This is a genomic window from Nitrobacter sp. 62-23 (assembly GCF_001897285.1).
In the GTDB taxonomy this organism is placed as follows: domain Bacteria; phylum Pseudomonadota; class Alphaproteobacteria; order Rhizobiales; family Xanthobacteraceae; genus Nitrobacter.
This window is the reverse complement of sequence record NZ_MKSM01000008.1, coordinates 1-11,698: the sequence shown is the minus strand read 5'-3', so window position 1 is coordinate 11,698 and position 11,698 is coordinate 1. Positions and strand designations below refer to the sequence as shown.

Sequence of the window (11,698 nt, the reverse complement as noted above, 5' to 3'; positions counted from 1 at the left end):
CGAAGCGACGCCGTTCTTCGAACGGCTATGGGCGAGCGAAGCGACGCCGTTCTTCGAACGGCTATGGGCGAGCGAAGCGACGCCGGTCTTCCCCCCGGACATGACGGACAAGCCAAGCTCACGCCTTCGCCTTCGGCTCGACAGTCTCGATGGCTTCCCCCGCATCGCGCCAGGCTTTGTAACCGCCGCCGAGATGCGCAACTGGCTTCAAACCCATGTCCTGCGCGCTCTTCGCCGCCAAGGCCGAGCGCCAGCCCGAGGCGCAGTGAAAGATGAACTTCTTGTTCTCCTGGAAGATCGGTTTCGCATAGGGGCTTTCAGGATCGATCCAGAATTCGAGCATGCCGCGGGGACAGAAGAACGAGCCGGGAATCCTGCCTTCGCGCTCGAGTTCGCGCGGATCGCGGAGGTCGACGAGAACGGCATCGCCGCGCTCAACAGCCGCCTTGGCGTCCGCCACGCTCATGGTCTCGATTTCCCGGTTCGCTTCCTCAAGCAGCGATTTGATGCCGCGCGTGATCGTCTGGGCCATTTTTGCCTCCTGCTGGCTGGCTGTCTGATCCCGCATTTTGCCGGTGCAATTCCGGACGCAAAACAGGTTGCGAGCTTTTGCCGGAATTACTCAGGCAAGCGACGACCCTTCACAGCATTCCCAGTGCCTGCATGTAAGTTTCCAGGATGGTTTCCTGTTCCTGACGCTCGTTGGCATCCTGCTTGCGCATCCGCACGATCGTCCGCAGCGCCTTGACGTCGTATCCGTTGCCCTTGGCTTCGGCATAGACGTCGCGAATATCATCAGAGATGGTCTTCTTCTCTTCCTCGAGCCGCTCGATGCGCTCGATGATGGCCTTGAGCTGGTCCTTGGCGAAACTGGTCGCGGGCTCTTCCTTGGCGGCGACGGCGATGGCCATCCTGCTACTCCTGAGATCAATCGATGATGACGATGAAAATGTGAGCCTGGACGCGCTGGCCGCCCACCACACGTGAAGACCGACACTCCCGAGCGGCGTGCCCGGCGTCAAGGCGCCATCGCGCTCATCCACAGCGACGCACAGGCTTGCCAAGGCAACAGTGCGCCCAGAAGCGGTCAGTGCCCGTTTTGGCTTTTCTTCATCGCCGCGAGCTGTTCCGGCGTCGCCGCACCCTGATGCATCGTCTTCCAGGTCTCGTAGGGCATGCCATATACCGCCTCGCGACTTTCGTCCTTGGTCATGGCGGCCCCTTTTTCGTCAGCTGCCTCCTTGAGCCAGTTCGACAGGCAGTTGCGGCAGAAGCCAGCGAGATTCATCAGGTCGATATTCTGCACGTCGCTCCGGGAGCGCAGATGCGCCACCAGCCGCCGGAACACCGCGGCTTCCAGTTCCGTTTTTGTGTTGTCGTCAATGGTCATGAGCCGATCTCGTCGTCGCCCGTCGGGACGGAGGTTTGGTTGGACTAGCCATGGATTCTACCATATCGCAGCGCAAATAGGAGTTTGCAGGTTGGAAAATGCGCACCTTGGCGTGAAAAGCAGGTTCCAGCCGTTGACAGGCCATAACGGGTCACGCGAAATCACGCAAAACGATTTGCCCCGCTAAATGACGAAATCAGATCCTTTCCCTTCTCCATCGGTCTCGCTGCCCACGAGCACCGCGGGCCTGTTGCCCGCGCTCGGCATCCTGATCGTCTGCCTGTGGTCGGCGCCCGCGGCAGCCGACTTCCGGCTTTGCAACAACACCTCAAGCCGCGTCGGCATCGCCCTTGGCTACAAGGACGCCGAGGGCTGGACCACCGAAGGGTGGTGGAATGTCTCATCGCGTGCCTGCGAAACGCTGCTGCGCGGGACGCTCATCGCACGTTACTACTATATTTATGCTCTAGATTACGACCATGGCGGCGAATGGTCGGGACAGGCTTTTATGTGCTCGCGCGACAAGGAATTCACGATCAGAGGCACCGACAATTGTCTGGCACGCGGCTTCGACCGCACCGGCTTTTTCGAGATCGATACCGGAGACCAGCGTGCCTGGACCGTTCAATTGACGGAATCCGGCGAACACGGGCCGCAGATGCCCGGGATGCCTTCCCAGGGTTCATTTCCGGGTCTGCCCGATCCAGCGGGCGGCTCCCCTCCGGGCGCGTCCGGACTGACGCCAGACGCCTTGCCCGGACGTAAGCCATGAGACGTCTTCGCCGCATCAAGATACTCGCCACGCTCGGGCCGGCCTCCTCCGACAGCGCCATGGTTCGCCGTCTGTTCGAGGCGGGCGCCGACGTCTTCCGCATCAACATGAGCCACACCTCGCATGACAAGATGCGCGAACTGGTGGCGACGATCCGCAATGTCGAGGGCAGCTACGGCCGCCCGATCGGCATCCTGGTCGACCTGCAGGGACCCAAGCTGCGGCTCGGCGCGTTCGCCGACGGCCCGATCCAGTTGAACAACGGCGACACGTTCGTGCTGGATTCCGACAAAACCCCGGGGGACAAGACCCGCGTCCACCTCCCGCATCCGGAAATCCTGGCGGCGCTGCGCCCCGGCCACACGCTGCTGCTCGACGACGGCAAGGTGCGCCTGATCGCCGAGGAGACCTCATCGGAGCGCGCGGTAACGCGCGTTGTCGTCGGCGGCAAGATGTCCGACCGCAAGGGGGTCAGCCTGCCCGATACCGATTTGCCGATGTCGGCGATGACGCAGAAGGACCGCTCCGATCTCGACGCGGCGCTGGAGGCCGGGGTCGACTGGATCGCGCTATCGTTCGTGCAGCGCGCGGACGACGTGGCCGAGGCCAAGAAGATGATCCGGGGCCGCGCCTCGGTGATGGCCAAGATCGAAAAACCACAGGCCATCGACCGCCTGCCCGAAATCCTCGAAATGGCCGACGCGCTGATGGTCGCGCGCGGCGATCTCGGCGTCGAACTGCCGCTCGAACAGGTGCCCAGCCTTCAGAAGCAGATGACACGTATGGCGCGGCGCGCCGGCAAGCCGGTGGTGATCGCAACGCAGATGCTGGAATCGATGATCCAGTCGCCGGTGCCGACCCGCGCTGAAGTCTCCGACGTCGCCACCGCCGTTTATGAAGGCGCCGACGCCATCATGCTCTCCGCCGAATCCGCAGCCGGAAAATATCCGGTCGAAGCCATCTCCACCATGAACCGCATCGGCGAAGAGGTGGAACGCGATCCCATCTATCGCGGCGTGCTCAATGCGCAGCGCGCCGAGCCCGAGCCCACCGTCGGCGACGCCATCGCCGATGCCGCGCGCCAGATCGCCGAAACGCTCGACCTCTCCGCGATCATTTGCTGGACCAGCTCCGGATCAACGGCGCTGCGTATGGCGCGCGAACGGCCGAAACTCCCGGTGGTCGCCATCACGCCGAATCTCGCGACCGGCCGCAAGCTCGCCGTGGCGTGGGGCGTGCATTGCGTGGTCGCGGAAGACGCCCACGACCAGGACGATATGGTCGATCGCGCCGGCAGCATTGCGTTCCGCGACGGTTTCGCCAAGGCGGGCCAGCGCATCATCATCGTGGCCGGCGTGCCGCTCGGCACCCCCGGCGCGACCAATATGGTCCGGATCGCCTTCGTCGGTCCGGACGGCGACGCCGGCGTTTAGAGCATGATCCCGAAGAGCGGAAACCGGTTTTCGGAAAAAGATCATGCTCAATCAAAAAGATAGGCGAGGAGTCTAATTCAACGCAGTTGAAACAGCCTCTAAGAGCGATTTTCCTGCCTGGGCGCCAGCCGGTTATCCACGTAATCCACAGGAGCACCCAATCGACTCGCAAACTTTATTCACGTTCTCGGTGAAAAGTGAGGCGTATCGAACCGGAGTACATGAGATGAGTTTTGAAGCAGGCGAGGCTTTGATCGACGAGATCGTGGCATCATGCGATGGTGACATTCGCGGGGCGCTGATGGCACTGCTGATGGTCAACGAACAGCTGGAAGTTGAACTGCAGCGGCTTTACGCGGCGGCGCGCGAAAGCAGCACGTTGCATTAGGGCATGATCCCGAAAGTGGAAACCGGTTTTCGGAAAAAGATCCTGCTCAACAAAAGGATAAGCGACGAGTCTGAGTCAGCACAGTTGAAACAGACTCTAGGGCAGTAGAACCTGTTCGCTTCTGATGAATCAGAAGCTGGCTCTACGGTGTTTTCATAGTGTTTTGGAGCGAAGCATATCCCGGGCCTGCTCCGGAGATGCATGTCGATCTCGCGTCCGTCGACGTTGCTTTTTCAGCCTGCTTGCGAACATCAGATGTCTCGCCCTTCGACCTTTTCAGTCAACGTCCTGACCCGCTCACGCACGTTTTCGAGGTGCGGATTGACGGCGAGCGCCTTGCGGAAGGCATCGAGCGCGCGCCTGTCGTCGCCGAGTCCCTGCATGATCATGCCAAGACCTGCGAGCGCGCCGAAATGGCGCGGCTCGCGGACCAGCACCTGCTCGATGTCCTCGAGCGAACGCTGGTAGTCGTTCTGCACATAATACAGCGTCGCGCGCTGGCTCCATCCCTCGATGTAATCGGGATGCAATTTCAAAACCGCGTCCAGCAGCTTGAGCGCGATGTCGAACTGTTGGCCATGCATCGCGACCTTCGCCCGCTGCATCAAAAGCGCCGTGGTGTCGCTCGACGTCCGGCTCCAGAGCGCCAGGATCTGGGCTTCGACATGCTTGGCGCTCTCCTCGTCCGGCGCAGCCTTGAGGGCCCCGAACAGGAAATCGAGCCCATGGGCCTGATCTCCTGGAATTCGCGGCCGCTTCGAGGACAACCGCGGCAAGTCCGTGGGGTCAGTGGTGTCAGGCGGGGCACCGTGCGGGGAGTGGCGCGGCGGAGCCTGCGCGGAAGCGGCCGCAGGGAGAACTCCGGCTGCGGCGACTAGAATTGCGAGGCACATGCACCCTCTCGCTGAGAGTTTCCGTTGCATTCGCGAGGTCCGGATCAGGCGAACTTCCGGCCGCCACTATAGCGTTTTCGGGCGGCGCGGGCACCGGTTCACGTAGAGAAAACGCGTCACATCGAAAAATCATGGGCGCACGCTTCTGGTTCCGGCAGAAGCGGAAGAACTTTAAGCATGACCCAACGCACGCAGGCGCAGGCGTGTCAGCGGACTGTGATGACGAAGTTTAAGGCGGCGTTTAAGGCTGCGGCGCCAATCAGCCCTGACGGGCCTTGAAGCGGCGCTGGGTCTTGTTGATCACATAGACCCGACCCTTGCGGCGGACCAGGCGATTGTCCCGATGACGCGAGCGCAGCGATTTCAGCGAGTTACGGACCTTCATGGGAACGTTCCTGAATTTTCCAAAGGCCGTATGCGACGGGCCGACAGCAACATGACTTTCCCGGCTCGCGGCCAAGCCGCCCGGGTTGCGCGGTTTCTAGGCCATGGCGCCCCGGACTGTCAATCCAAATTGCTTCGACGCAACACCTCGCAAAGAGTCCATCAGAAGCAGAAGCGATAAAGGCTCCCACCGCTCAGCCGGCCTTGCCAAACGCCTTGCGCAGTTCGTCCTTGGCGGCTTCGAGCGTGCGACGGCGAGAAGCGGAGAGGTTCTTGCCGCCGCGATTGATATAGAACACCAGCATCGACATCGCCGAGCGGTAGGGATCGCTCTTGCGCCGATGGCTTTGCTCGGCCGAGCGCTTCAGAGATCGGGCGATGGCGGCGGCGCTACGCTGTTTGAACACACCTTGCTTCAGATCGAGCGCATCACTCGTCGCCGTGACCCTGCCCGACCATTTGCGGACCGGTTTCTTCCGGCGCACTGAGGATTTCGCCCCGCTTTCCGTTTTCGCGCGACGAGCCGGCTTGCGCGGCGATGTCGATGATGTCCTTGTCATGTGGCCTCCTGCGGGAACCGGTGGTGGCAGAGTGCATCATGGCAACGACGCGAGCCCCCAACCGGTTCGCATTTTTTGCGAACGCCGGGATGCCCTCGTTGAATCCGAACTGGAGGCAGGCCCGGTGGCGACCTACTGCCGGCCGGGGGGGCCGACAGCGCTTCCGGTTGCTTTCGCTGCCACGGCGTCGTCGTCGGTCGCCTCGGCATTGGACTCGAACACCGCGCGGCAGGGCGCACCGAGCTGCATCTGGTTCTGCCGCAGGCAGGCGACGATACGGCCGACGTCGGGAATCTCGCTACCGCATAATCTGAAGACGTCCGGAGTGCAGGCCATCCGCTGAGCGAACGTACCGCGATAGTCTTCCGCGATGGAGGCATGCGTGACGCCCGCGATGCCGGCGGCCAGACTCCCGGAAAACAGGACCACCCTGTAGCTGCGCATGTGTCACCTCTTGCGAATGCTTCACATACCGACAGCTCCTCAAACCATTGAGGCGGCAGAAAGGTTCGTTTCAGGCAATATGATGGGGCTAACGGATCGCGGAAACGCTCACAGGCGCTTCCGGATGCCGTGGTCAAGACCCTGCCGGTCGTGTATCAGACCATCTGGAACTCAACCCATTGACGGAACGCGCCTTGGCACAGGATTCGAACACCAAACCCTTTCTCGCGGTGCTTTCGGGCCATCGCCAGGCCGTGCCGCCGATCTGGATGATGCGGCAGGCGGGCCGCTATCTGCCCGAATATCGCGAGTTGCGCGCCAAAGCCGGCGGCTTTCTCGATCTCTGCTTCACGCCGGAATTCGCCGCCGAGGTGACGTTGCAGCCGATCCGCCGCTTCGCCTTCGACGCTGCGATCATCTTCTCCGACATCCTCGTCATTCCCTACGCGCTCGGGCGCTCGGTGCGCTTCGAGGCCGGAGAAGGCCCACGGCTCGATCCGCTCGATACGCCGGACAAGGTCGCGACGCTTTCACGCGACGCCGATATGACGAAACTCGAACCCGTGTTCGAGGCGCTGCGCCGCGTCAAGCGCGAACTCGATTCAAAGACCGCCCTGATCGGCTTCTGCGGCGCGCCGTGGACGGTCGCGACCTATATGGTCGCCGGACAGGGCACACCCGATCAGGCGCCGGCGCGAATGATGGCCTATCGTCACCCGGACGCCTTCGCGAAAATCATCGATGCCATCGTCGACAATTCGATCCGTTATCTGCTCGGCCAGCTCCAGGCAGGCGCGGATGCGCTGCAGATTTTCGATACGTGGGCAGGCGTCCTGCCGCCGCGCGAATTCGCGCGCTGGTCGATCGAACCCACCAAACGCATCGTCGCAGGCGTGCGCAGCCAGGTGCCGGATGCGAAGATCATCGGATTTCCCCGGGGCGCCGGCGCGTTGCTGCCATCCTATATCGAGGCGACCGGCGTCGACGCCGTCAGCATCGACTGGACAACCGAGCCGTCATTGATTCGGGACAAGGTTCAAAACCGGGTCGCCGTTCAGGGCAATCTCGATCCATTGGCGCTGATCGCGGGCGGCGACGCGCTCGATCGCGCGGTCGATGACGTGCTGACGAATTTTGCCGGAGGCCGGTTGATCTTCAATCTCGGCCACGGCATCCAGCCGGAAACGCCGATCCCGCACGTCGAACAGATGATCCGCCGGGTGCGCGGGAACGGCGCGCGCCCCTAGAAAGCGCGCCAGTAGAATCTGTCCAATGTTCATGGGGGAGATGACCGTCCCGGCCATCCTCTATCGGCTGACGAAGCCTTGCAAACGAAGCCTTGCAGACGGGTCACTTGACGTAGGGACACCAGGACCGCAGCGAGAAACGGGCGTCCAGCGGCACCGGACCTCCGCCTTTTTTGATCAAAAAAACGATCCGCCGCTCCGCGCGTTCGGTGATTTCCACGGAATCGCCGGTCTCCCGGACCAGGTTCGGAATATCGATCACCGAGAGCGGATCGGTGCAATGCACCTCCAGCAGGTCGCCGGGCGTCAGCGATTTCAACGCCTTGCGGGTCTGGAGCGCCGGCATCGGGCACTTCAACCCGGTCAGATCGAGTTTCGTTATCAGCATGCTGTAAACATGGCGAATCCAGATCGGACCGTCAACCGGCGGACCGTCACGTCTATCTTACATTGGCTCCAAGCAGCTCCGTCGAGAGATTTCACCGCCCTCACCGGCCTTCACGAGCCATCGCCTGGCCGGCTTCCCGCCGGCGCGGCAGTTTCCAGTTTGGCCGGACGAAGTGGCAGGTGTAGCCGCCCGGATAGCGTTCCAGGTAATCCTGATGCTCAGGCTCGGCCTCCCAGAACGGTCCGGCCGGCGCAAGCTCGGTGACGGCCTTCCCCGGCCAAAGACCTGACGCGTCAACGTCAGCGATGGTGTCTTCGGCGATCCGCTTCTGCTCGTCGCTGGTGTGGAAGATCGCGGACCGATAGCTCGGGCCGCGGTCGTTGCCCTGCCGGTTGGGCGTAGTGGGATCGTGAATCTGGAAGAAGAATTCCAGCAGTTGCCGGTAGCTCAACATGGTCGGATCGAAGACGATTTCGATGGCCTCGGCATGGTTGCCATGATTGCGATAGGTCGCGTTCGGCACCTCGCCGCCGGTGTAGCCGACCCGGGTCGAGATCACGCCGGGATGCCGGCGAAAGAGGTCCTGCATGCCCCAGAAGCACCCGCCGGCGAGGACCGCGCGTTCCGTTGAAGCCGTCATGTCCACCCCTCTCCCGTTTGCCTGCCGGCGGGCATGGTCAGCCGCCGCCGTTACGTCTCCATCTGGCTATCGGGCGGCTGGCGATCAAGCCGTCGCGCGGGGCAGCGAGTTGTCCCGGATCGGCTTTTCGGGCTTTTCTCTGAGGGTATCCGGCCAGCGCCGTCAGAAACGATGACGTGCAGAGCCAGACGTCGGCCCATTGCATATCCGGCCAGTCGTCGCAACCCGGATTCCCCAGTTGCATCGCAGCCCCCTGCCGAGCTATTCGGAGAGCCGGTCGAGGACGAGTGTCCAGGCTTTCGAATCAAATGGGGACTGGAATGCCTTTCAAGGTAGACGACACGAAATTTGCGCTGGACGATCACGCCCCTTTCGGAAAGCTCTGGGGCAGGCTTTTGATCGACGTGGTGGATAGCGATACAGATACGCGGCGGACAATCCAGCTCGAAGTCCTTTTGGAGAAGAGCGACCGGTATCCCTTCTTTCATTATGAAAAGCTGGCGCGGGCGGAAGCCAAGAAATTGCTGGGCGCGGTCGCGGAGCAACTGTAGTTTTCTCGCCGTCCGCCGAACTCCGTGGCCTCCGCCTCAGCAGATTCGGACGGCGCCTCTCCCGGTCGGCCTGAACGAAACGTCCAGTCTTGCGCTGTCCGGCGCTCGCCGCCTTGAACCAGGCGGCAGCGTCGCGCAAAGCGCGGCCGCGGATCAGTTGCGACTGAATCTCTCCGCGCCTGCCGTTTCGCGCGGGCGCCACGGCCTGTCGAGGTCAGTTTGGTGAGGACGCTGATAATCGACAACTACGATTCATTTACCTGCAACCTTGTGCACTTGATCGCGGATATCAATCAGGAAGAACCCCTCCTCCTCCGCAACGATGCAGCGACCTGGGACGAACTCTCCGGACAGCGTTTCGATAACATCGTCATCTCGCCGGGACCGGGGCGGCCCGACCGGGCGGCGGATTTCGGCCTGTGCAGGGCTGCTATCGAAGCGGCCACGGTGCCCCTGCTCGGCGTGTGTCTCGGCCATCAGGGCATCGCCATTGCGTCGGGCGCGTCACTGGAACGGACTCCGTCTCTGGTCCACGGCCGGTCGTCCAGAATCGTGCATGAAGGACTTGGCCTCTTCGCGGGCATGCAGCCGTTGTTCAACGCGGCGCGCTACCATTCCTTTGTCGTCAGGCGGCCCCTTCCCTCCGCTCTGGAGGAAATTGCCCGCACCGAAGACGGCCTCATCATGGCCATCGCCCATCGAACGCGGCCGCAATGGGGCGTTCAATTTCACCCCGAGTCGATCCTGACGGAAGACGGCCGCACTCTGCTGCAAAATTTCCGCGATCTCTCGTTTCGCGCCTCGGGAAGAAGGTCAACGCCGCCCCCGGCGCGTGCGGGCAAGCAGCGCGCAGCCGCGCCGGCCGCGGCGAGCCGCAAGGCATTCTGGCTCGAGATTCCGCGTGCGATCGACACCGAGGCGGTGTTCTGTTCGCTGTTCGCCGACCAGCCCTTCGCCTTCTGGCTCGACAGCAACCTCGCCGGATCGGCGCTGTCGCAATGGTCCTACATCGGGGACGCATCGGGACCACATGCCGCGACCATCCAGTATCGCAGCAGCGAGCGGACCATCGCGATCGACGATGCTCATGGCCACCGAATCGAAGCCATCGGCATATTCGAGTATCTCCAAAGGCAGCATCCATCCCGCCCGCAATCGGCGCCGCCATGCCCTTTCGTCGGCGGGCATGTGGGCTGGTTCGGTTACGAGCTGCGACATGATTGCGGTTCGCCGACCGGACGGCGCGCGGCAACGCCCGACGCATTGTTCATCCACGCGGACAGATTCATCGCCGTGAATCATCTGGACGGAAAAACCTATGTGTGCGCCATCGACAGGCCGGATGAGGCCGGCCGCGCGCAGCAGTGGATCCAATCGACACTGAAGCAAATCGAATCGGCGCGGAACCCGCCTTTGGAATCACCCCACGCAGTCGACGGGGAGCCGCTTGATTTCCTCATGAGGGATGGAAAAGCGAGTTACCTCTCTAAGGTCGCGCGCTGTCTCGACCTGATCGCGCAAGGCGAGACGTATCAGGTCTGCCTGACCAACGAGCTTTCCTGCGCCGCGCGCGTCGAGCCGCTGCAGGTCTATCGTACCATGCGGCGCGTCAATCCGGCTCCGCTCGCGGCTTTCCTCAAATGGCCAAACGGGGCCGTCCTCAGCGCATCGCCTGAGCGATTTCTCGCCGTCGATGCCGACGGCAATATCGAAGCAAAGCCGATCAAGGGAACGGTCCGGCGCGATGCCGATCCCCTGGAAGACAACAGGCTGATCGAAACGCTACGGCACAGCCGAAAAAACCGGGCGGAGAACGGCATGATCGTCGATCTCCTGCGCCACGATCTGTCGCGCTGCTGCGAGACCGGAACTGTATCCGCGCCAAATCTTTTTGACGTCGAAACCTATCAGACCGTCCACCAACTGGTGAGCACCATACGCGGCGTTTTGAAGCCGGAGCACACGCTCATCGACGTGCTGCGCAACGGCGCGTTTCCGGGAGGGTCGATGACCGGCGCGCCGAAATTCCGCACCCTCGAGCATATCGACCAGTTGGAGCAGCGCGCCCGTGGCATCTATTCCGGCGCGCTTGGCTGGCTGGGTGACGATGGCGCCGCCGACCTGAGCATCGTGATCCGCTCCATCGTCTCGGCTGACGGAAGGTTCTCGATCGGCGTGGGCGGCGGAGTCGTTGCGGACTCGACACCCGAGGGGGAATACGAGGAAATGCTCCTGAAGGCGGAGGCGTCGATCCGCGCGATCGTGGTCGCCGCATTCGGACGCTTCGACGACGATTGCTTTCATCTCAGGGAAGCAGGCGACGGCACGGCTTTTCGAAGCTGAGGCCATCCCAGGCAAAGTCGGAAGCGGCAATGCCGAGAGCGATCGAAACGATGCGCAATTTTCAAAACCACGCTTTCAGTTGATGGCAACGATGACGTGCGCCGCGTCGAAAAGGGCGAATGCAGATTTTCCCCGCGACAAGCCAAGCGACTTGGCGCTGTGCGAGGTGATGCTTGACGTAAGCGTCTTGCCGCCGCCGATGTCGAGGACGACCTCCGCGCTTACATCGGACGTCTCGCATCGGTTGACGGTTCCCCGGACGCAA

The 11,698-nt window shown here is 62.4% G+C and carries 16 protein-coding genes; 6 read left to right on the top strand and 10 right to left on the bottom strand.

Translation table 11 applies throughout. The features are described from left to right. Positions 1-118: 118 nt before the first annotated feature. The 3 genes from BGO16_RS01165 to BGO16_RS01155 form a co-directional block, all read right to left on the bottom strand. Positions 119-532 (bottom strand): rhodanese-like domain-containing protein, encoded by a 414-nt coding sequence (locus BGO16_RS01165; RefSeq protein ID WP_292616423.1) that lies wholly within the window; start codon positions 530-532, stop codon positions 119-121. 109 nt (positions 533-641) lie between these two features. Beyond that, on the bottom strand, positions 642-911 hold the full coding sequence (locus BGO16_RS01160) for a DUF2312 domain-containing protein (protein WP_292616420.1): 270 nt from the start codon (positions 909-911) through the stop codon (positions 642-644). Positions 912-1,087: 176 nt separating this feature from the next. Further along, on the bottom strand, positions 1,088-1,390 hold the full coding sequence (locus tag BGO16_RS01155) for a DUF1244 domain-containing protein (RefSeq protein ID WP_292616417.1): 303 nt from the start codon (positions 1,388-1,390) through the stop codon (positions 1,088-1,090). A gap of 187 nt (positions 1,391-1,577) precedes the next feature. On the opposite strand from BGO16_RS01155, the gene BGO16_RS01150 reads away from it, so the two are divergent. The 3 genes from BGO16_RS01150 to BGO16_RS01140 all read left to right on the top strand — a co-directional run bounded on the left by BGO16_RS01150 (position 1,578) and on the right by BGO16_RS01140 (position 3,983). After that, positions 1,578-2,162: a DUF1036 domain-containing protein gene (locus tag BGO16_RS01150; RefSeq protein WP_292616414.1), complete on the top strand. Its 585-nt coding sequence runs from the start codon at positions 1,578-1,580 to the stop codon at positions 2,160-2,162. After that, positions 2,159-3,595 carry a pyruvate kinase gene (gene pyk / locus BGO16_RS01145; RefSeq protein ID WP_292616412.1) on the top strand — a complete coding sequence of 479 codons (1,437 nt, stop codon included), beginning with the start codon at positions 2,159-2,161 and terminating at the stop codon, positions 3,593-3,595. Before BGO16_RS01150 ends, pyk begins: the two co-directional genes overlap by 4 nt. Positions 3,596-3,821: 226 nt before the next feature. Continuing rightward, positions 3,822-3,983, top strand: a complete 162-nt coding sequence (locus BGO16_RS01140) for a hypothetical protein (RefSeq protein ID WP_292616410.1) — start codon at positions 3,822-3,824, stop codon at positions 3,981-3,983. A 251-nt stretch (positions 3,984-4,234) separates the two neighbouring features. On the opposite strand, the gene BGO16_RS01135 is transcribed toward BGO16_RS01140, so the two are convergent. From BGO16_RS01135 to BGO16_RS01120, 4 genes are all read right to left on the bottom strand, one after another. Then, positions 4,235-4,906 carry a tetratricopeptide repeat protein gene (locus tag BGO16_RS01135; RefSeq protein WP_292616408.1) on the bottom strand — a complete coding sequence of 224 codons (672 nt, stop codon included), beginning with the start codon at positions 4,904-4,906 and terminating at the stop codon, positions 4,235-4,237. A gap of 229 nt (positions 4,907-5,135) precedes the next feature. After that, a complete protein-coding gene (ykgO, locus tag BGO16_RS01130) occupies positions 5,136-5,261 on the bottom strand; it encodes a type B 50S ribosomal protein L36 (RefSeq protein WP_011314284.1) in 126 nt (41 codons plus the stop codon). Positions 5,262-5,454: 193 nt separating this feature from the next. Further along, a complete protein-coding gene (locus BGO16_RS01125) occupies positions 5,455-5,820 on the bottom strand; it encodes a DUF3175 domain-containing protein (protein WP_292616406.1) in 366 nt (121 codons plus the stop codon). Between the two features lie 132 nt (positions 5,821-5,952). Then, positions 5,953-6,264, bottom strand: coding sequence for a cysteine rich repeat-containing protein (locus BGO16_RS01120; protein WP_292616403.1), 312 nt, complete (start codon positions 6,262-6,264; stop codon positions 5,953-5,955). Between the two features lie 269 nt (positions 6,265-6,533). Here BGO16_RS01120 and hemE point away from each other — a divergent pair, with 269 nt between their 5' ends. After that, positions 6,534-7,511 (top strand): uroporphyrinogen decarboxylase, encoded by a 978-nt coding sequence (gene hemE / locus BGO16_RS01115; RefSeq protein ID WP_292616484.1) that lies wholly within the window; start codon positions 6,534-6,536, stop codon positions 7,509-7,511. A 103-nt stretch (positions 7,512-7,614) separates the two neighbouring features. Here hemE and BGO16_RS01110 read toward each other — a convergent pair whose 3' ends face one another. Further along, the gene (locus BGO16_RS01110) at positions 7,615-7,899 is read right to left on the bottom strand and encodes a sulfurtransferase TusA family protein (RefSeq protein ID WP_292616401.1); all 285 of its coding nucleotides are present in this window, start codon (positions 7,897-7,899) and stop codon (positions 7,615-7,617) included. Between the two features lie 100 nt (positions 7,900-7,999). Then, positions 8,000-8,539 (bottom strand): peptide-methionine (S)-S-oxide reductase MsrA, encoded by a 540-nt coding sequence (gene msrA / locus BGO16_RS01105; protein ID WP_292616399.1) that lies wholly within the window; start codon positions 8,537-8,539, stop codon positions 8,000-8,002. A gap of 320 nt (positions 8,540-8,859) precedes the next feature. Here msrA and BGO16_RS01100 point away from each other — a divergent pair, with 320 nt between their 5' ends. Then, a complete protein-coding gene (locus BGO16_RS01100; RefSeq protein ID WP_292616397.1) occupies positions 8,860-9,090 on the top strand; it encodes a hypothetical protein in 231 nt (76 codons plus the stop codon). A gap of 222 nt (positions 9,091-9,312) precedes the next feature. Further along, a complete protein-coding gene (gene pabB / locus BGO16_RS01095; protein WP_292616395.1) occupies positions 9,313-11,433 on the top strand; it encodes an aminodeoxychorismate synthase component I in 2,121 nt (706 codons plus the stop codon). Positions 11,434-11,508: 75 nt separating this feature from the next. Here the strand turns inward: pabB and BGO16_RS01090 are convergent. Then, the coding region (locus BGO16_RS01090) for a TOBE domain-containing protein (RefSeq protein WP_292616393.1) at positions 11,509-11,698 on the bottom strand (190 nt) is incomplete at its 5' end.